This window comes from Streptomyces sp. NPDC022910 (assembly GCF_055561075.1).
The window spans coordinates 103,520-122,912 of the sequence record NZ_JBVHHL010000002.1 but is presented as its reverse complement, the minus strand read 5'-3'; the positions used below and the strand labels follow the sequence as shown (position 1 = coordinate 122,912).

Sequence of the window (19,393 nt, the reverse complement as noted above, 5' to 3'; positions counted from 1 at the left end):
CCGTTCGGTATCTCGTACATAGCGGCGTACCTATCGCGTCCGGCCGCCGGTGACGGCGGCCGGGGACAGGAGGCGCGCATGTCCCGTAGGAGAACCCTCAGTCCCAAGAAGAAGATCGCGCTGGCGGTCAGCGCCGTCGCCGTGGCCGGCAGCGGGGCCTTCGCCCTCGCGGCCACCTCGAACGCGGCGAACGTGCAGAACGCGTCCAACTCGACGGTCTGCAACGGACTGGCCACCGCGCTCGGCAACAACGAGTCGTTCATCGCCGCGCAGAAGGCCGACCCCGACGCCCAGTCGGCGGCGCGGATCGCCAACCGCGAGGCGGTCGTCGCCCAGATCAAGGTCCAGCAGGAGGCGTCCGGCTGCCAGGTCGGGGAGTCCGTTCAGGCGGGCGGAGCGGCGCAGTCCGGCGGTGGCGCGCAGGCCGGGGGGTCGGCTCAGGACCCCCAGGCCTCGCAGGCCGCCACCGGCGCACCCGCTACAACGGCACCCGCGAACAACGGCGGGAACACCGGGAACGCCGCGGGCCAGCAGGTCTGCAAGGGTTCCACGGTGACGCTCTCCGGCGAGAGCGGCGCCCCGGCCGCGTCCAGCAACCAGTTCCCGGCGGGCACGAAGCTGAAGGTGACCAACCTGGACAACAACAAGTCCACGACAGTCACGGTCACTTCGGTCTCCGGCAGCTGTGTGCTGCTCAACAACGCCGCCTTCGAACAGGTCCGCGAGCCCGGCAAGTTCCTGATCCGGCGGGCCGTGATCGAGAAGGTGGGGTGAGGTCAGCCGCTCAGGAACTCCAGGAGGCGGCGGTTCGTGGCCGTCGGGTTCGTGTACGGCAAGGCGTGGTGAGAGACGTCCGGCAGGACGGCGCTCTCCACGTCCGGAAGCAACTCGGCGGCACGGGCGGCCACATGGCGGGGATCATGGGTCCTGCTGTTCGCGGCCACGAGCAGCAGGACCCGCGTGTGCAGCGAGCGCAGCGCGGCGGCGCTCGGACGCGGCCCCGTGACCGGCCTGGCGGTCGGAAAGCCGGCCGTCGCCTCCTGGAGCCGCAGCCACGCGGCGGCCGACGGCGCCCCACCCGTCTCCCACTCCAGAAAGGCCCGGATCCGGCGCGCGGAGGGGCGCAGCAGCATGGGGAGGGCGTGCAGAAGGTACCCGGCCCGGTATCCGGCGAAGCACTGGGTCGGGTCGAGCAGGGCGAGACGGGTGACGCGGCCAGGGGCGCGCAGCGCGTAGTGGAGGGCGATCCAGCCGCCGTACGAGTGTCCGGCCAGGGTGACCGAGCCGATTCCCAGCCCGTCGAGGACCGCGTCGAGCCAGTCGGTCAGGTCGGCGACGGTACGAAGGGGGCGGCGCGGGTCCGGCACGCTGCGGCCGGGGTCGCCGATCAGGTCCACGGCATGCACACGCAGGCCGCGGGACAGGTCGGCCGCGTTGGCGTACCAGGACGCCGAGGTCGCGCGGCCGCCCGGCAGCAGGACGAGCGGCGGACCGTCGGCGGGGCCGCAGCTGTTCACGTGCGTGATGCCGAAAGCCGTGCGAACAGCGCTCTGTCGGGTGTCGGCGGGCCACTCGGCCAGCAGCTTGTCGTACGCCGCGTAGAAGTCCGCAGGGCCATGTGCCTCGTACTCGGAGGAGTCCATGACCCCCTATTCTCTCGCTGAGCGAGTTACTTGGCCAGCGAGATAACGGGAGCACAGGGGCGGGCATGGCAGACCAGGAACACCAGGGACCCGAGATGGAGATCGTCCATCTCCTGCGCGCGGTGGCCGTCGAACTCGGCCTGCACAGCGCCCGGTTCGCACACCACTACGGCATGCACCCGACCGACGTTCGCGCCCTGATCGCCCTCATGGACGCCTCCCGCGCCGGGGAGGACATGACGGCGGGCCGCCTGGGCGCACTCCTCGGGCTCAACTCCGCGGGTACCACGGCCCTGGTCGACCGTCTGGAGCGGCTCGGGCACGTCCGGCGCGTGCGGGACGTTCGCGACCGGCGGCGGGTGCTCGTCGAGGTCGACGAGCGGGCGGTGGAACTCGGCCGGGAGTTCTTCGGGCCGCTGATCGGACGGGCGGTGGAGTTGCTGAAGCACTACGACGAGCGGGAACGCGCGGCGGTGCGGGGCTTCCTGGACGGCGTCCGGAAGGCCGCGGCGGACTCCGACTGACCGCCGATCGAATCTATCGTGCATGAGTGGGTGAAACGTCGCGAAAACATCCGTCACGTCTCCATTCCCATCGCATACGAGCCCTCACGCCTGCCCTGCCGATCCTCTCGCCGACAGCCCGCGGCTCCGGCGAGGGCGGCCGCGAACAGCGCGCTCACGCGAATGGGGGGACGCGCAGGCAGGCCGCGCCGACCGGTCATCGCGTGACGTCCGGCACACAGGTCCCGGGTAACACGGGGTTCACACTTGGGCAATGGCCGGGAAATCGCTTGTTGACAGGCTGCCGGGCATCGAATGCGGCGCCCCAGTGCCGCAGCACCGCAGCACCCGCAAGTGCGCCTAGACCCACCCCGAAGGATGTGGCCCGTGACCTTCAAGGCTGAGTACATCTGGATCGACGGCACCGAGCCGACGGCCAAGCTCCGTTCCAAGACGAAGATCCTGGCGGACTCCGAGAAATCAGCCAAGGGTGCGGAGCTGCCGATCTGGGGCTTCGACGGGTCCTCCACGAACCAGGCCGAGGGCCACTCCTCGGACTGTGTACTCAAGCCGGTCTTCTCCTGTCCCGACCCGATCCGCGGCGGCGACGACGTCCTGGTGCTGTGCGAGGTCCTCAACACGGACATGACCCCGCACCCGTCCAACACGCGTGCCGCGCTGGCCGAGGTCGCCACGAAGTTCGCCGCGCAGCAGCCGATCTTCGGCATCGAGCAGGAGTACACCTTCTTCGACGGCTCGCGTCCGCTCGGCTTCCCCGAGGGCGGCTTCCCGGCCCCGCAGGGCGGCTACTACTGCGGTGTCGGTGCCGACGAGATCTTCGGCCGTGAGGTCGTCGAGGCGCACCTGGAGAACTGCCTGAAGGCGGGCCTCGGCCTCTCCGGCATCAACGCCGAGGTCATGCCGGGCCAGTGGGAGTTCCAGGTCGGCCCGCTCGCCCCGCTCGACGTCGCGGATCAGCTGTGGCTCGCCCGCTGGCTGCTGTACCGCACCGCCGAGGACTTCGGCGTCTCGGCCACCCTCGACCCCAAGCCGGTCAAGGGCGACTGGAACGGTGCCGGCGCGCACACCAACTTCTCGACCAAGGCGATGCGCGAGGGCTACGACGCGATCATCACCGCGTGCGAGGCGCTCGGCGAGGGCTCCAAGCCGCTGGACCACGTCAAGAACTACGGCGCCGGCATCGACGACCGTCTGACCGGCCTGCACGAGACCGCCCCGTGGAACGAGTACTCCTACGGCGTCTCCAACCGCGGTGCCTCGGTCCGTATCCCGTGGCAGGTGGAGAAGGACGGCAAGGGCTACATCGAGGACCGCCGCCCGAACGCCAACGTCGACCCGTACGTGGTGACCCGCCTGATCGTCGACACCTGCTGCACGGCGCTGGAGAAGGCCGGCCAGGTCTGATCGACGCTTTGCCGCTCCCGAGGGGGCGCCCACCGGACGGTGGGCGCCCCCTCGGGCTGTACCGGCTGCCTGGTCTGCCGGGGTGCGCACCGTCAAGTCCACCTCAAGGAAACGTCCGATCCGTGAGAGGAGGCTCCTGCGAGGGCCGGCTGTCTGCTTCAATGGGACCATGGCCAGCTTCCAGCAGTACAGCGCGACGGGTCGCCATGACCTCGAGCCCTTCTGGCCTTCCCGTCAGCACCACGACTTCGACCGGGTGTGTTGTCGCGCGCGGAACGCGCGGGCCCTCTAAAGCCGAACACCCCGGCCTTCGGCCAGCGCGCACGACGTACGTCCTCGACGACCCCGACCACGAACTCGCGGTCGTCGGCCTCCCCGACGAACTTCTCGCGCGAAAGAGCTGACCTCTCATGGCGACCACTCGTTCTCTCTCGACCGCCGCCCTCAACGCCCCGACCGCCCCCTCGAACGGCTCCCCACGGCACCGGCTGCGCGCCGTCGACCGTGACGAGGTCGTCGACGTGGCGGACTTCCTGCCGCCGGGGGCCACCTGGCTGCCGGCGCCCCAGCACTCCCTGCCGAGCCTGCCGGGACAGCCGCCGATGATCGGTTACCTGGTGCTGGTCCCGGCCGACCAGCAGCCGCCCGTACTGCCGTTCGCGGTGCCCGTCCTGCCGGAGGCCGCACCGGCGGACGAGGGCGACGGCAGCGGCGACGGACTCGTCCGCATCGACACCGCACAGCGCACCGCAGAGGTGGACGGGCGGCCGCTCGACCTCACCTACCTGGAGTTCGAGCTGCTCGCCCACCTGGTCGCGCACCCCAACCGGGTGCACACCCGGGACCAGCTGGTGACCACGGTGTGGGGCTACGGCCACGTGGGCGACGGACGCACCGTCGACGTCCACATCGCCCGGCTGCGCCGCAAGCTCGGCGCCGAGCACCGCAAGGCGATCCAGACGGTACGGCGCGTGGGCTACAAGTACGCGCCGCCGACCGGCCGCTGATCTCCACCGCACCCGGTCCGGATCTTCTGTCAGCAGATCCGGCTTCCGCCCTGCGCTCCGTCCGGGCACAGTCGTCGGCATGAGACTTCTGGTGCTGGGTGGTACGGAGTTCGCGGGGCGGGCTGTGGTGGAAGCGGCGCTCGGCCGGGGCTGGGAGGTGACCGTCTTCAACCGGGGACGGCACCAGCCCCTGCCTGGAGCAAGGGCGCTGGAGGGCGACCGCACCGCGCCCGACGGTCTCGCGGCGCTGGCCGGGGGCGAGTGGGACGCCGTCGTCGACACCTGGTCGGCGGCGCCCCGCGCCGTGCACGAGGCCGCCCGGCTGCTCGCCGGCCGCGCCGGACGGTATGTGTACGTGTCGAGCTGCTCGGTGTACGACTGGGCCCCGCCCGCCGGTTACACCGAGGAGGCACGCCTCGTGGAGGGCGCCGAGGCCGACGCCGGGCAGACCGAGTACGCGCAGGACAAACGGGGCGGCGAGCTGGCCGCGCTCGGCGCCTTCGGCGCGGACCGCTCGGTGTTCGTGCGGGCCGGGCTGATCCTCGGGCCGTACGAGAACGTCGGGCGGCTGCCCTGGTGGCTCACCCGCATCGCACGGGGCGGCCCGGTCCTGGCCCCGGGTCCACGGGAGCTGCCCCTGCAGTACGTCGACGTCCGTGACCTCGCCGAGTGGATCCTCGGGGCGGCAGAGCAGAAGCTCAGCGGTCCGTACAACCTCATCAGCCCACAGGGACACGCCACCATGGGCGAGCTCCTCGACGCCTGCGTGGACGTCACCGGCGCGGCGGCCGGGCTGCGATGGACCGAGCCGTCCGTCGTCCTCCAAGCGGGCATCCAGCCGTGGACGCAACTGCCCGTGTGGGTCCCTCCGGGCAGCGACATGCACGACGCCCTGCATGCCGCGGACGTGTCGCGGGCGGTAGCCACGGGCCTGAGCTGTCGTCCCGTCGCCGAGACCGTGGCCGACACCTGGACCTGGCTGCAACGCATCGGCGGAACGGCGCCCCGACGGCCCGATCGGCCGGCGGTGGGCCTCGACCCCGCGGTGGAGGCCACGGTACTCGGACTCTGACCCGAATCCGAGGCTGCCGTCCGACTCGTCATCACGGAAATAGGCGATCGCGAAACATACCTCCAACAATTTCGCCAAACCTGGCCATGGCGTTTCCGACGACAGCAATGTCCGGGTTATGGCTGCAGTCGCCCCATATGGATCACGGCCGGAAAAGACGGCACCGGCGCTCGATGCTGAATTTGATTCAAAGTCGTGCGGCTACCCCCCTCAACCCCCGTTGAAACAGGTGCTTCTGTGCCCTTCGCGCCCGAAATGACCTCATGAACTTCTAAGTTTTTCCGAGCTTTCTGAACACCCCACGGGCCCCCTGCGTATGGAATGACGCCGCTTCACCCCTGTCGGGCGCCTCCGCCCCGAAAGGAAGTCAGAGGAGTTCCATGGGACGCAACACAAGAAAACGCCGTACGCCGCTGGCCACCAAGGCCATAGCCGCCTCGGCTGCCCTAGCGCTCGGTGGGGGCGGGCTGATCTGGGCGAACTACTACGCCTCGGCGCACGAGACGAATCCACAGAACAGCACGAAGGCCGCCACCGCTCAGGTGGCCACCATCACCTGCCCGGACGTCGGTCAGCAGCTGACCAGTGTGCCGAGCCAAGCCCGCACGGAGGTGGACGGCGAACTTGCCAACCTCGACCGCCAGATCACGGATGCCTACCAGCGTCTGGCGACCACACGGGACGCACAGGCGAGGGACGCGAGTTTCGTCCAGAACTCCATCCTCCAGCCGCTGAAGGACCGGCGGGCGACGATCATCGACCGTATCCAGCTGGAGATCAACCGGGTCGGCGGCAACGCACCCGACAGCCTGGACGGCCTGGCCGGCTGCACCGGAACCACCGCCAACCAGGCCAACACCACCGCCGGCCAGGCCAACACCGGCCAGCAGCAGAACGGCGGCCAGCAGCAGCAGAACGGCGGCCAGCAGCAGAACGGCGGCCAGAACGCCAGTCAGCAGCCGGGCACCGGCGGCCAGGCCGGCAACGGCCAGCAGCAGGGCAGCAACGGCCAGGCCGGCAACGGCCCGACCGCAGCCGACTTCGTCGACATCACGAAGGTCCAGCCGAACGTCGCCGCCAAGCCGCGGAAGACCGGCAACGCCTCGACAGGCACGTTCACCACCAGGTGCGGTGTGAACGCGAACAAGAACCACAACACCGACAACGTGATCGTGGCGCCCGGCGTGGCCAACGGCGCGCACCACCTGCACGACTACGTCGGCAACCAGAAGGTCAACGCGTTCTCCAGCAACGACACGTTCCTGCAGGGCGGCACCAGCTGCCAGAACAAGAGCGACCTGTCGTCGTACTACTGGCCGGTGGTCCGTGTCCAGGACGGCACTCAGGACTTCGATCAGAACGCCGACGGCGGTGGCAAGGAAGGCAACGTCGGCCGGATCCTGACGCCGGTGCAGGCCCAGATCAAGTACGTCGGCAGCCCGACCGGCAAGGTCGTCGCGATGCCGCAGTTCCTGCGCATCATCACCGGTGACGCCAAGACCACCACCAACGGTCTGGCGAACGCCAACGCGCACTGGAGCTGCACCGGCTTCGAGAACAAGGTCCAGCTGACGACGCAGTACCCGATCTGCCCGCAGGGCAGCAACGTGGTGCGTACGTTCGCCTTCCAGAGCTGCTGGGACGGGCAGAACATCGACAGCGCCAACCACCGGACGCACGTGGCCTTCGCCGACGCCAATGGCAACTGCGGCAACGGCTTCAAGGCGATTCCGCAGCTGACGATGCGCCTGGTGTACAAGATCACGCCGCCGACCGTCCAGAACGGCGTGGTGAAGAACGCCTACGCGGTGGACGGCTTCCCGGAGCAGCTCCACAAGCCGGCCACCGACCACGACGACTTCATCAGCGTCACGACCGGCGGCCTGGCGAACAAGATCGCCAACTGCATCAACCGCGGCCAGCGGTGCCAGTGACGCACTGAGCCGGTGACCCACTGAAGAAGGCCGGTGGCGGAAGATCCCGCCACCGGCCTTCGGTGTGCGCGCCCCGGAGCGGCTCAGCCGCTGTGACCGGCGTGGGCGTGGTGGTCGGTCCCGATCTCCACCTCGCCGCCGAGTGTGCCGCGCAGCGCCTTGACCACTCCGTCGTCGCCCACGGCGACCCACTTGCGGCCCACGAGGTAGTAACCGCCGTAGTCCTTGGCGTCGTTGATCCACTCGCGCTGCCCGCGGTCGGTGGCGAAGGTGGCGAGCACGAACTTGCCCTCCGCGTTGTTGCAGAGGGCCTGACGGATCTCGTCGGCGTCCGTCTGGATGTTCGGCTTGCAGTTCACGTCCGCCGCCAGGTCCTCCAGGCTGCCGGTCGCAGCAGCCGGGACCTTGTCCTGGGCGGCGCCCGAACCGCCCGATCCGCCACAGCCGGTCAGCACCAGCAGGGCGACGGCCGCACCGGCCGCCAGCTTCTCGCGCGTCCACCTCATGTGTTCCTCCGGTCGTTCCGGCCCATGCCGCCGAGAGCCCCAGCGAGGGCCCTGCCCTTCCCTACGGCTCCGGCGCGCCCCGTGCTCAACGGCACCACGGTCCCCTCCAAGATCACGGAAATCCGATGCCCTGGCCGGTACACGTGTGCGAAGGTAGGCGGCCTGAGCACTCGGCACGAGGGGGATGCGTGAGCACGCAGGACTGGGACGAGCGACTGGCCGCGGCCTGGGCTGCATTCGACGACCACTCCCGGAAGGCATCCGACAGCGGCTCCCCCGCGGGCGCCGCGGACTTCCGCGCGGTGATCGACGCCCTGGTCGCCGAGCTGCCCGACGACAGTCCGCTCGGCCCCTTCGAGCGGGCCTGCGCCTGGGACTCGACGGGCCACTCGGACAAGGCGGTGCCGCTGTACCGGGAGGCGCTGGCGCGCGGCCTGGGCGGCTACCGCGGCCGCCGGGCGAAGATCCAGCTGGCCAGCTCGCTGCGGAACACCGGGCAGGCGGAGGAGGGCGTGGGGCTGCTCGCCCCCGAACTCGACGCCCCGTCCGACCAGCTGGACGACGCCGTACGCGCCTGCCTGGCCCTGTGCCTGTCCAGCCTGGGCCGCGACCGCGAGGGCCTGTCCCTGGTCCTCGGGGCGCTCGCACCCCATCTGCCGCGCTACCAGCGGTCGATGGCGAACTACGCGCGCCTGCTGGTCGAGCCCGAGGGCTGACCGTCCCGCACGGCCCACCGCGGCCGGAACGTTCCCCGCGACGACGAGACCTGGCCGCACCCGCCCGCCACCGCGCCGGCCGTCCCCTCCCCCGCGCTGCTGCCCTTCCTGGACTACGCGCACGCCTTCTACGTCCTCGCCTGACTCGCCTGCCGGCGTCCTGCTGCTCGCCACGACCGCGCCGCTGCCGTGGCGGCGGACCGGGCGTCCAGGTGACCAACCACCGTCTCGCTCGTTTTGCCGGACGTGCAGTCACAGCATGTCGCCCCGCGCCCAACTCCGGCTTCCGGACCGGTCGTCGACATCGAGCAGGCCGAGGCCGCGCTCGTCGAGCACTACCCCGGGCTCGTCCGGCTCGCCTATCTGGTGCTGCCACCGGGCCTTGGCCGCAACCGGCGGGTGCTGACCGCGCACGCCCTCACCCAACGGGCGCTGCCCCGCGGACGCGCCTCTGGGGGCGTGATCCCGGCCCAGGCGACGGGCCGCGACTGCGACCCCGGGTACTGCCTGCTGCGCCTGAAGGTCGTGCGGACGGCGCTGGAGGCGGCCCGGCCGCTGAAGCGCGCGGCCTGGCCGAAGCGGTCGCAGCTGCCGCCGCTGCTCCCCCAGGTGTGGGGCCTCAGGCTCTTCCCGCGCTCGGGCGGCGCCGATGAACTCGCCCTGGACCAACGGCTGGCGGCGCTCTCCGGCCCGGCCCGCGCCGCCTATGTGCTGCGCGGCCTGGAGAGGCTCTCCGAGGACGGTGTACGCAAGGTGCTCGGCGCGGCGGGCGTGGCGGACCCGGCGGCGGCCGTCCGCGAGGCCGCACGCGTTCCTGTGCGGGACGCGCTGCTCGACTCCCCCGAGTTCGACCCGTGTTCGCTGCAGGCGAGGCCGACCGACCTGATGCGGCGCCGACAGCACACCAAGGCCGCGCTCGCCGCCGCGGCCGCCGCCGTGGTGTGCGGGGCGCTGCTCGCCCTGCCGAGCGGTGGCTGGGGACCCGACGGTGCGGCCGCCCCGCCGTACGCGCAGAATCCGGCCGCCCAAGCCGCCCTGGATCCGGCCAAGCTGACCAAGGTGCCGTCGACCGCGTGGCAGACGTCGGCGCGCACCGACTTCTCCGTATGGCCCGCGCGCGGCGACCTCACCGGCGACAAGGCACTGCTGCGGCGCGCGCTCGCCGTCTGGGCGCGGCCCGGCGGGTCCGTCCAGGTCTCGGCAACGCCCGACACCCCGTCGGGTGCCCCGGCCGGACCCCCGCAACTGCTGTACGCGGGCCGGGTCGACGCCGCGCGGGTGGTGATCTTCTACGACGGTCTGCGCATCGCGCGCTACGCCGAGCCCACGAACGGCACGGACGGCGCCGCGCTCGACTTCGCCCGGGTCGACGCGGCGACCGGTGCCGAGGCGGACGCGGTGGTCCTGTACCGGGCCGACGGCAACGTCCGCTACCTGACGGCGCCTTGGGTGACGAAGGCGGCCGAGCGGGACCTGCTCAAGCCGTCGTCCGGGGCGATGGCCCTGGGCCCGGCCGACGGGGTGACCGCGCCACTGTCCGGCCCCGCCGAGGGGACCGGCTCGTGCGCGTCGTGGAGCGTGCTGCAACTGACGGACGGTTCGGGCACACGGCTGCTGACCGACCTCGGGGAGCTGACGCCGGCCCATCTCACGGTGGGCCGGCCGACCGCGCCGCAGGAGGCGTCCGGGGCGGCGGCGCTGCGCACCTGGTCACCGTTCGCCTGCTCACTGGCTGCGGTGCGGTCGCAGGGCGTGCGGTCCGTGAACGCGTGGGAGTACGCACGGCAGACGCTGCCGGACGGGTCCGGGGCCGCGACGTGGGTGTGCACCCGGGCGGACACATGGCGGGGCCACGGCCCGCGGGTGCTGGCGCAGTTCCACACGCCGGGCGGGCGGTACGGGGCGGTCGCGGCGAAGGCCGAGGGCGTCGCCGCGTGCGGCACGAAGGACCCACATGTGCTGGCGGGGGTGCTGTGGAAGTCCGCGGAGGGCGTCTGGTACCTGCTCGCCGCGGGAAGCCAGGACACCGCTTCGATCAGGGCGACCGGTGGGGTCAACGGGTCGGCGGAGGGCAGTCTGCTGGCGGTGCGCACCAAGCAGGGGGCCCAGGCGGGGTTGGAGGGGACCCTGGCGGACGGCAGGGCGGTCAGCGGCCTTCGGTGACATCGGCCGTGCATGCACAGGAGCGGCGGTGGCTCGTTCGCACTCGAACCGCGGTGCCGCGTACGGACGTTGACCGTGCCCGTCGGTGTGTCGCGAGCGTCCGGTGAGAAACTTGTGCTTGATTTGTGAATGACCGCGGTCACTCGGGCCCGTTCGGGGCCGGATTCGATCGGTAAGGTGTTCGCATGACAACCGGGGTACGCCGCAGAATGGGAGTCGAGGAGCGGCGGCAGCAGTTGATCGGCGTCGCCCTCGAACTGTTCAGCCAGCGCTCCCCCGACGAGGTCTCCATCGACGAGATAGCGTCGGCCGCGGGCATCTCGCGGCCGCTGGTCTACCACTACTTTCCTGGCAAACTCAGCCTCTACGAAGCCGCGTTGAGGCGTGCGTCCGAGGATCTGGCGGCCCGGTTCGTGGAACCGCAGGAGGGCCCGCTGGGGAGGCGGCTGCTACGGGTGATGCGCCGGTTCTTCGACTTCGTCGACGACCACGGGCCCGGATTCTCGGCACTGATGCGCGGCGGTCCGGCCGTCCCCGCGGACGGAGTCCGCTCCATGGACGCGGTGTCGCGGACGAATGCGCTCATCGACTCGGTGCGCCAGGCCGCCTATGTCCAGATCCTCGCGCATCTGAAGGTCCAGGAGCCGCCCGCGCGACTTGAGTTGGTCATCCGCTCGTGGATCTCGCTCGTCGAGTCGACGGCGCTGCTCTGGCTGGACGGGCGGCGGATCCCGCGCCGCGAGCTGGAGGTGCAGCTCGTGCACGACTTCGCGGCGCTTGCGGCGGTGAGCGCCGCCCACGACGACGAGATGGCAGCGGTGCTGCGCCGAGTCCTCCAGGACGAGCCGGCCGACGGGCCATTCAGCGACCTGGTCGCCCGGCTGGTCCTGCTGGCGTCCTGACGACCGTCAGCTCTCGAACTTGCGGTAGGACGGGTCGAGGTCCCGCACTTCGGCGGACACGTGCAGTGCGAGTCCCGCGTCCGGCTTCACGTACTGCCGCAGCAGTTCCAGCGTGGTCTCGGTGAGCCTCACCTTGGTCTCGTCGGTGCGTCCGGCCAGTAGCCCCAGGGCGACGTGCACGACCGCGTGCCCGTCCGGGTCGGCGCCGACCGTGGTGTCCCCGGTGCGGCGGAACTGCGTCTTGCACGCCTCGATCCGCGCGGCCGCGATCTCGACCACCTCGGTGTGCAGCGCCAGCGCGAACCCGCGCCGGTCGAAGGAGTCCTCAAGCGGTGCGGAGTAGTCGACGGTGATCTGCGGCACGGGCACTCCTGTTCAAACGGCGGACGTCCTCAGCCTAGTCCGGTCACCCTCCGACCCGGTCACCCAGTCGCAGCGCCAGCAGCGCGATGTCGTCCTCGCGGTCCTGGCCGAAGCAGCCGAGCAGCGTGTCGCACAGCGTGCCGACGCCGGGCGGGGCGTCGGCGGCAGCCGTGCGCAGGTGTTCCATCGACACGGCCAGGTCGGTGCCGCGGTTCTCGATGAGCCCGTCGGTGACCATGAGCAGCCGGTCCGCGGGCCGCAGCACCACCTCGGTGGGCGGCGGCCGGTCCAGGCCGAGTCCGAGCAAGGGGCCGTCGGCCTGGGCGTACTCGGCGGTGCCGTCGTGGTGCACGACCAGCGGGGGGATGTGGCCGGCGTTGGCGATGCGTACGCGCCCGCTGTCGGGATCGACGAGGACCAGACAGACGGTGGCGGTGACATCGGGGTGGAAGTGCTGCAGCAGCCGGTCGAGGCGCCCGGCCAGGCTCTGCGGGTCCGGGTTCTCGACGCAGTAGGCGCGCAGCGCGTGCCGGATCTCCACCATGACGGTGGCCGCGTCCAGCGAGTGCCCGGCGACATCGCCCACCGCGGCGAGCACCCCGCGCGAAGTGGTCAGCGCCGCGTAGAAGTCGCCGCCGATCTCGGTCTGGCGGGAGGCGGGCACATAGCGGACGACCATCTCGACATCCTGCATCGCGGGCGCCTCCTGGGGCAGGAAGCTGTGCTGCAGGGTGAGCGCGACATGCCGCTCCACCTGGTACATGAGCAGGGCTTCGGCGGCGAGCGCGGTGGCCTGGGCGAGCCGGGTGACCAGTGCGTCGCCCTCGACGGCCGGGCCGCGCGCGGGCACGGCGAGGCAGACGGCCGGCTTGCCCTCCTGGGTGCGCGCCACCACCACACACGCGTCGTCGGGCTTTCCGGGCCGCAGGAACCCCGCGGGCCACAGTGGGTACGGCACGACCGTGCCGCGTGCCCCGGTGTGCCCGGCGGCCAGGCCGCGGATCAGCCTGGCCACGGTCTCGTGGGCATCGGCGTCGGGGAGCGCGGCGCTCGCCCGGGACCGGGACAGGCCCCGGTACAGCTCGCCGTCCTCGCCGAGCACGAAGACCACCGCGGGCGAGCCGGAGAGCCGGGCGGTGCCCTCGGCGGCGGCGCGGACCAGTTCGGTCATGCACCGCGCCGCCTGCACGGAGACGATCGTCTCGGACAGCAGTGTCAGTCGGCGCGCCAGTGCCTCCGCCCCGGTACGCATCCTGGCACCGCGCACGGCGGCCCGTACGACGGCCTGGATCTCCTCGGGTTCGGCCGGCACCGACAGAAACGCGTCGCCGCCGGAGTCCAGCCCCCGGCAGCGGAAGCCGGGCCCGGCGGAGACGGCCGAGAAGTGCACGACCGGCAGCGCGGCGGTGGTGGGCTGGGACTTGAGCCTGCGGCACAGTTCGAAGCCGCTCATGTCCGGCAGGCCCACGTCGACGAGGGCGACGTCGGGCAGGGTGCCCTCGCGCAGCCGCAGGCCGAGTTCGCTCAGTGCCTCACCGCCGCTGGCGACGGGCACGACGCGGTGTCCCGCCCGGCGGAGCACAGCTCCCAGTGCGCAGCGGCTGGCCGGCGCGTCGTCGACCAGCAGCACGGTGGAACCCGTCTGCTTGCCGTTGCCGTCCATGTGAGCCGCCCCTCGGCGCACGGGAAAAAGGGTGGGGCGGACCCGGAGGTTCCCGGTCCACCCCACCACGCTAAGGCCCTAGCGCGCGACTCGGGAGAAGACCGCCACCGTACGACCCGGAACGGCGAACGTGCCCGATTCCGCAGCGTACGAGGACGTCTTGACGATAGGGTCCGCGCCCGCGGCCTGCACCGGGTGCAGCGCGTACTCCCTCCCGGCGAGGCCCGCGACCGTCTCCTCCTGCTTCTTCGGGGTCGCGTTGAGGACGACGACCAGGTCACCCAGCTCCATCGTGATCACGCCGGGCGTCTCGTCCTTGCCGGAGAGCGGGAAGGAGAGCTTCGACTGCACCTGGAGGGTGGTGCCGAGGGAGAAGACGGACTCGGTCGTCCGGATCCTCAGCAGGTCCCGGTACGCGGCGAAAGCGGCGTCGATCTGGTCGCATCCCACCTTGACCGACGTCAACAGGGGCCCCGCGTACTGCCACTTGGACTGGTTGTCGGCGGTCGGCGGCAGTCCGCGCCCGAAGCCGTTGCCGTCCCGGCAGTCCCAGTGGATGGCGTTGAACCAGTCGCCGCTGTCGTACGAGTTGCGGTCGAGGGACTTGGAGCGCAGCAGGTCGGAGCCGGCCTGGGAGAGGGACGGGCCCTGCGAGAGGGTGGCCGTCGCCATGGCGAGGACCTGCATACGGGCCCGGTCGGATGCGGACGTGTCCTTGGGCAGCTTGTACGTGAGCGCGTCGAACAGCGACTCGTTGTCGTGCGCGTCGGCGTACGCCAGGGCGTCGCCGGGCGCTTCCGCATAGCCGGCGGGAGCGCCGTTGTAGTCGACCTCGGCGCCGGTGACCCCCTTGCCGTCCGAGTCGGTGAAGTGGTACTTGGCGAGGTTGCCGCTGAGGCCGACCTTGATGAGGTCCTGGTAGTGCAGGAGACGGGCCTTCTGCTCGGCCGGAGTGCCGTTCGCCGACGAGGAGTTGGGGTCGGTGTACAGCCCGGACGCGAAGCCCTGGATGCCCGGGTCCGAGTCGAAGGGGCTGCCGCCGCGTACGGCGTCGCGGGCGCGGTCGGAGAAGGTCGCGATGCCGGTGCCTGCCATGTTCTGCTGGGTGGCCTGCACGAAACGGGCGTCGTTCGCGACCTCGCCGAAGTTCCACCCCTCGCCGTAGAGGATGATCTTCTTGCCGTCGACGCCGTCCTTCGCGGGCGTGAGCGCGTCGAGGGCCTTGCGCACGGCGAGGATGTTCGCCTTCGGGTGGTGGCCCATGAGGTCGAAGCGGAAGCCGTCGACCTTGTACTCCTTGGCCCAGGTGACGATCGAGTCCACGACCAGCTTGCCCATCATGGCGTTCTCGGGCGCGGTTCCCGCACAGCAGGTGCTGCCGGCCACCGAGCCGTCGGCGAGGAGCCGCTGGTAGTAGCCCGGAACGATCTTGTCGAGGACGCTGGTGTCCGCCTGGCCGCTGGCCGACGTGTGGTTGTAGACGACGTCCATGACGACCCTCAGGCCGTCCTCGTTCAGCGCCTTGACCATCTTCCGGAACTGGACCGTACGGCCGGTGCCGTCCGGGTCGGTGGCGTACGAGCCCTCGGGGACCGTGTAGTGGTACGGGTCGTAGCCCCAGTTGTAGGCGTCCTTCGCGGCGGTCGCGGCGACGCACGCCTGCTGCCGGTCGGAGTCGGCGGCGTAGGAGGCGAGGTCGCACCCGGGGGTGGCCTGGTCGGACTTCTTCTCGGGGATGGTGGCGATGTCGAAGGCGGGCAGGAGGTGGACGTACGAGGTACCCGACTTCGCGAGCTCCCGCAGGTGCCTGGAGCCGTCGCTGCCCTTGTCCGTGAAGGCGAGGTAGGTGCCCTGGTCCTGGGCCGGGACCGTCTTGTCCGCGACGGAGAAGTCCCGGATGTGCAGCTCCTGGATCTGGGCGTCCTTCAGCGGCACGGCCTTGGGTTTACGCAGGGTCGACCAGCCGCCCGGGGCGAGGGACTTGTCGTCGAGGTCGACGACGAGGCTGCGCTCGGAGTTCGCGGTGAGGGCGACCGAGTAGGGGTCGGTGACCTTGTTGGTGACGATCTTGCGGGCGGTGGGCGCCCACACCTTCACGACATACCGGTAGGGCTTGTTCATCCAGGCGGCGGGGCCGGTGACGGACCAGACGCCGGTGGTGGCGTTTCGCTTCATCGCGACGACGGAGCCGTCGAGCTCGAGCTTCACGGACTGCGCCGTGGGAGCCCAAACGGCCAGCGTGGGGCGGCCGTTGCGGAAGGCGGGGCCCAGCTCGGACTTCGCCGCGCCGGCGTACACGTCGTCGAGGACGCCGGCGATCTGGACACCCGTGGCGGCCAGCACGGCGCCGTTCGCGGCCCGCTGGGAGGCGACGAGCTGCCCGCCGAGGGCCTCGCGCACCCGGTCGCGGTCGCGCGGGTCGACCGACCAGGCCGTGTAGTCCTTCAGGTGCGGGAACCTGGCCTTCTGAGCGTCGGTGAGGGTCGTCCTGGTCAGCCGGAGCCAGCGCTCGTCGTCGCTGGTCAGCGTGGAGTCCTTCACCGCGATCGAACCGTCGTGGGAATACAGCAGCTGGGTGGAGGCGGCGGCGTCGGAGCCGTTCCAGGCGACGGTGTCGCGGTCGATCCAGATCGCCTTGGAGATGGTCGGATCGAGCGCGGCGGCCGAGCCCGCGGGCTGGGGCAGCAGGAACTTCTCCTGGCCGTTCAACAGCCACACCTCGTAGCCATTGGCCTTGAGGTCGAGCGACTGGTCGGCGGACAGGTCCTTCTCGTCGCCCTTGTGGATGATGTAACTGAGGCTGGTGGCACCGTCGGTGAGCGGTACCTCGAAGACCGCGCCGTAGGCGTCGGTCCTCACCGGCTTCAGGGGGTTCGACCAGTCGGTGGGGTTCGCGGCGCCCGTCCAGACGTGCAGGCCCCAGCCGTCGTAGTTCCCGTCGGCACGGTGGTAGTGGATGACGGCCTTGGTCTTGTCCTGCGCGGGATGATCGGGCTTCTCGGTCAGTACGTCCGCCTTGCCCTGCTCGACCCACACCTCACCCGTCCTGGTGACGTCGATCGTGCGGTCGGCGGAGACGTCCTTGTTGCCGTCCTTGTCGATGACGAGGAAGCCGACGTTCGAGGCACCTGCCTTCAGCTTGACGTAGGCGAAGGCGCCGTATGCGTCACGGCCGATGAACGGGTGACTGTCCGGCCAGGTCGTGGACTCGCCGTCGGCGAGGTCACCCCAGGCGTACAGGCCCCAGTTGCCGTAGTCGCCGTCGGTGCGCTTGTAGTGGACGATCACGTAGTCGCGGGAGGAGGCGGTGGGGACCTCCGGGGCCGGCGGGGTTCCGGTGGTGGACGCGGCCGTGGCGCTGGCTGTATGTCCGGCAGAGTCGATGACAACTGCCTTGTAGCGCAGGGCGGTTCCTGACGGTACGTCCTTGCCGAGGGTCTGCGTGACCTTGTACGGGGCGTGGTCGGCGGAGCCCAGCGTCCGCCACCTGCCGTTGCCGACCTGGGCGGCGAAGACGACCCGGTCGGACTGACCGCCGTCGACATCGGCGGACAGTTCCACGGTGCCGGTGGCACCGGCGTCGGGGGCCTTGAGGGTGAGGGTCGGCGCGGTGGACGGCTTGGCGAGCCGGCCGGCCGCCTTGAGGACGACCGCCGAGCCGGCCGGGACGGTGACGGTGACCTTCTTGTCGGCGTCGGAGGTCACGTCGGCCGACGTCCCGTAGATTCCGCGGAACCTCATGTCCGCGGAGCCGGTCGCGAAGACGGCCGTCTTCTGCTCGTCCGCGTTGTTGAAGGCGACGACGTACTCGGTCCCGTCGCTGCCCGTGCGCGAGTAGGCGTAGATGCCGGTGCCGTCGGCCGCGTACCGCTGGGTCTGGACGCCGTCGGCGAGCGCGGGGTTGTCCTTGCGCAGCTCGGAGAGAGCGCTGATCTGCTGGTAGAGCGGTGCGCTCGTGTCGTACGAGTCGCTCGCATGCGTACGGTCGGTGCCGATCTCGTCGTCGTCCAGGTAGTCGGCGACCTTGGAGGCGAACATCGTCTGGCGGGCGTCCTTGTCACCGCCGGCTCCGGTGAAGCCCTGCTCGTCGCCGTAGTAGACGACCGGGTTGCCGCGGCTGAGGAACATCAGCTCGTTGGCCAGTCTGTCCTTGGCCAGCAGCTGGGCATCGGTCGCCTTGGGGTTGTCCTGCTTCAGGAAGTACCCGATCCGCCCCATGTCGTGGTTGCCGAGAAAGGTGACCTGCTCGTAGGCATTGGCCTTGTCGGTCGTGTACTTGTAGTCGTCGCCGAAGACGCCTGCCAGCTTCTGGGCGCTGCCGCCCTGGGAGGCGTACTGGCGGGCCGCGTCCTGGAAGGGGAAGTCCAGGGTGGCGTCGAGGCGCCCCTGGGTGACGTACGGGGACGTGATGGAGGGGTCGGCGGAGTAGACCTCGCCGAACATGAAGAAGTTCTTCCGTCCGTGCGCGGCGGCGTACTTGTCGAGCGTCGTCGCCCACTGGGTCCAGAATTCCATGTCGACGTGCTTCACGGTGTCGATCCGGAAGCCGTCGACGCCGAAGTCGCGTACCCAGCGCTCGTAGATCTTCTCCATGCCCTGGACGACCTCGGGACGTTCGGTCCACAGGTCGTCGAGACCGGAGAAGTCGCCGTACGTGGTCGACTCACCGGCATACGTGGAGTCGCCGCGGTTGTGGTACATCGCCGGGTCGTTGAGCCACGAAGGGACCTTGACGTCCTTCTTCGCCGCGGGGACGACGGGCGTGCGCGGGAAGGAACCGGCGTCGACGGCCGGGAAGCTCTTCTTCCCGTCGGCGTAGTCGGCGCCATCGAAGGGCTCGCCGTCCTTGGTCAGGTACGGGAACGCGCCCTTGGAGAGGTAGTCGTAGGACTTCTCCTCATAGTCGACGACATCGGCGGTGTGGTTGGTGATGACGTCGAAGAAGACCTTCATACCCTTGGCGTGCGCCTTGGAGATGAGGGTCTGGAGGTCCTTGTTGCTGCCGAAGTGCGGATCGACCCGGGTGAAGTCGGTGATCCAGTAGCCGTGGTAGCCGGCCGACGCGTCGGCGCCCGTGCCCTGGACGGGCTGGTTCTTGAAGATGGGGGCCATCCAGATGGCGGTGGTGCCGAGGCCCTTGATGTAGTCGAGCCTCTTGATCAGGCCCTCGAGGTCGCCGCCCTGGTAGAAGCCCTTGTCGGTGGGATCGTAGCCGGTGGCCAGGCGTGAACCGGTCAGACCGCCGCGGTCGTTCGCGGTGTCGCCGTTGGCGAAACGGTCCGGCATGACGAAGTAGAACTGCTCGCGGGTGGCGTCGTGCCGGGCGGGTTCCGCCGCGAGCCGCGCGTCGGAAGGAGGCGCGGGCGGTGTGGCGGCCCGGGCGGCGAGGGGCTGGACGAGGGCGGCGGCGAGCGCGGCGACGCTGAGTGCCGCGACCCTTCTTCGGCTCGGGGTACGGCGCGTGCGGGGCGCCGGCCATCTCGGTATCACAGGTGT

General features: G+C 70.6%; 14 protein-coding genes. 9 read left to right on the top strand and 5 right to left on the bottom strand.

All coding sequences use genetic code 11. From position 1 onward, the window contains the following. Nucleotides 1-78: 78 nt before the first annotated feature. Nucleotides 79-774, top strand: a complete 696-nt coding sequence (locus ACZ3TS_RS02385) for a hypothetical protein (RefSeq protein WP_467612919.1) — start codon at nt 79-81, stop codon at nt 772-774. A 2-nt stretch (nt 775-776) separates the two neighbouring features. Here the strand turns inward: ACZ3TS_RS02385 and ACZ3TS_RS02380 are convergent, their stop codons facing one another. Then, nucleotides 777-1,643: an alpha/beta fold hydrolase gene (locus ACZ3TS_RS02380; RefSeq protein ID WP_467612916.1), complete on the bottom strand. Its 867-nt coding sequence runs from the start codon at nt 1,641-1,643 to the stop codon at nt 777-779. A 65-nt stretch (nt 1,644-1,708) separates the two neighbouring features. On the opposite strand from ACZ3TS_RS02380, the gene ACZ3TS_RS02375 reads away from it, so the two are divergent. The 5 genes from ACZ3TS_RS02375 (at nt 1,709) to ACZ3TS_RS02355 (ending at nt 7,584) form a co-directional block, all read left to right on the top strand. Then, entirely contained in the window at nt 1,709-2,167 is a 459-nt protein-coding gene (locus ACZ3TS_RS02375) for a MarR family transcriptional regulator (RefSeq protein ID WP_467612913.1), read from the top strand. Between the two features lie 366 nt (nt 2,168-2,533). Further along, nucleotides 2,534-3,571: a glutamine synthetase gene (gene glnII / locus ACZ3TS_RS02370; protein ID WP_467612911.1), complete on the top strand. Its 1,038-nt coding sequence runs from the start codon at nt 2,534-2,536 to the stop codon at nt 3,569-3,571. Nucleotides 3,572-3,981: 410 nt separating this feature from the next. Further along, complete coding sequence (locus ACZ3TS_RS02365; protein ID WP_467612908.1) at nt 3,982-4,578, top strand: winged helix-turn-helix domain-containing protein; 597 nt, start codon at nt 3,982-3,984, stop codon at nt 4,576-4,578. Between the two features lie 79 nt (nt 4,579-4,657). Next, on the top strand, nt 4,658-5,650 hold the full coding sequence (locus ACZ3TS_RS02360) for an NAD-dependent epimerase/dehydratase family protein (RefSeq protein ID WP_467612906.1): 993 nt from the start codon (nt 4,658-4,660) through the stop codon (nt 5,648-5,650). 380 nt (nt 5,651-6,030) lie between these two features. Continuing rightward, nucleotides 6,031-7,584 (top strand): DUF1996 domain-containing protein, encoded by a 1,554-nt coding sequence (locus ACZ3TS_RS02355; RefSeq protein ID WP_467612903.1) that lies wholly within the window; start codon nt 6,031-6,033, stop codon nt 7,582-7,584. An 83-nt stretch (nt 7,585-7,667) separates the two neighbouring features. On the opposite strand, the gene ACZ3TS_RS02350 is transcribed toward ACZ3TS_RS02355, so the two are convergent. Continuing rightward, nucleotides 7,668-8,090 carry a hypothetical protein gene (locus tag ACZ3TS_RS02350; protein ID WP_467612900.1) on the bottom strand — a complete coding sequence of 141 codons (423 nt, stop codon included), beginning with the start codon at nt 8,088-8,090 and terminating at the stop codon, nt 7,668-7,670. A gap of 125 nt (nt 8,091-8,215) precedes the next feature. Between ACZ3TS_RS02350 and ACZ3TS_RS02345 the strand changes: the two genes are divergently transcribed. From ACZ3TS_RS02345 to ACZ3TS_RS02335, 3 genes are all read left to right on the top strand, one after another. Then, a complete protein-coding gene (locus tag ACZ3TS_RS02345; RefSeq protein ID WP_467612897.1) occupies nt 8,216-8,806 on the top strand; it encodes a tetratricopeptide repeat protein in 591 nt (196 codons plus the stop codon). Nucleotides 8,807-9,052: 246 nt separating this feature from the next. Continuing rightward, complete coding sequence (locus tag ACZ3TS_RS02340) at nt 9,053-10,969, top strand: hypothetical protein (RefSeq protein WP_467612894.1); 1,917 nt, start codon at nt 9,053-9,055, stop codon at nt 10,967-10,969. Nucleotides 10,970-11,154: 185 nt separating this feature from the next. Further along, nucleotides 11,155-11,871, top strand: a complete 717-nt coding sequence (locus tag ACZ3TS_RS02335) for a TetR/AcrR family transcriptional regulator (protein WP_467612891.1) — start codon at nt 11,155-11,157, stop codon at nt 11,869-11,871. Between the two features lie 6 nt (nt 11,872-11,877). Here ACZ3TS_RS02335 and ACZ3TS_RS02330 read toward each other — a convergent pair whose 3' ends face one another. The 3 genes from ACZ3TS_RS02330 to pulA all read right to left on the bottom strand — a co-directional run bounded on the left by ACZ3TS_RS02330 (nt 11,878) and on the right by pulA (nt 19,387). Continuing rightward, nucleotides 11,878-12,234, bottom strand: coding sequence for a 5-carboxymethyl-2-hydroxymuconate Delta-isomerase (locus ACZ3TS_RS02330; RefSeq protein WP_467612888.1), 357 nt, complete (start codon nt 12,232-12,234; stop codon nt 11,878-11,880). 43 nt (nt 12,235-12,277) lie between these two features. Continuing rightward, on the bottom strand, nt 12,278-13,897 hold the full coding sequence (locus tag ACZ3TS_RS02325) for a SpoIIE family protein phosphatase (RefSeq protein WP_467612885.1): 1,620 nt from the start codon (nt 13,895-13,897) through the stop codon (nt 12,278-12,280). 78 nt (nt 13,898-13,975) lie between these two features. Continuing rightward, entirely contained in the window at nt 13,976-19,387 is a 5,412-nt protein-coding gene (pulA, locus tag ACZ3TS_RS02320) for a pullulanase-type alpha-1,6-glucosidase (protein ID WP_467612881.1), read from the bottom strand. Between the last annotated feature and the right edge of the window lie 6 nt (nt 19,388-19,393).

Excerpts from the sequence above, each read along its gene's own strand:
- ACZ3TS_RS02385 (WP_467612919.1), top strand. The coding sequence starts at position 79 with ATGTCCCGTAGGAGAACCCTCAGTCCCAAGAAGAAGATCGCGCTGGCG.
- ACZ3TS_RS02325 (WP_467612885.1), bottom strand. The coding sequence starts at position 13,897 with ATGGACGGCAACGGCAAGCAGACGGGTTCCACCGTGCTGCTGGTCGAC.
- ACZ3TS_RS02365 (WP_467612908.1), top strand. The coding sequence starts at position 3,982 with ATGGCGACCACTCGTTCTCTCTCGACCGCCGCCCTCAACGCCCCGACC.
- ACZ3TS_RS02375 (WP_467612913.1), top strand. The coding sequence starts at position 1,709 with ATGGCAGACCAGGAACACCAGGGACCCGAGATGGAGATCGTCCATCTC.
- ACZ3TS_RS02360 (WP_467612906.1), top strand. The coding sequence starts at position 4,658 with ATGAGACTTCTGGTGCTGGGTGGTACGGAGTTCGCGGGGCGGGCTGTG.
- ACZ3TS_RS02380 (WP_467612916.1), bottom strand. The coding sequence starts at position 1,643 with ATGGACTCCTCCGAGTACGAGGCACATGGCCCTGCGGACTTCTACGCG.
- ACZ3TS_RS02335 (WP_467612891.1), top strand. The coding sequence starts at position 11,155 with ATGACAACCGGGGTACGCCGCAGAATGGGAGTCGAGGAGCGGCGGCAG.
- ACZ3TS_RS02345 (WP_467612897.1), top strand. The coding sequence starts at position 8,216 with ATGCCCTGGCCGGTACACGTGTGCGAAGGTAGGCGGCCTGAGCACTCG.
- ACZ3TS_RS02355 (WP_467612903.1), top strand. The coding sequence starts at position 6,031 with ATGGGACGCAACACAAGAAAACGCCGTACGCCGCTGGCCACCAAGGCC.
- ACZ3TS_RS02350 (WP_467612900.1), bottom strand. The coding sequence starts at position 8,090 with ATGAGGTGGACGCGCGAGAAGCTGGCGGCCGGTGCGGCCGTCGCCCTG.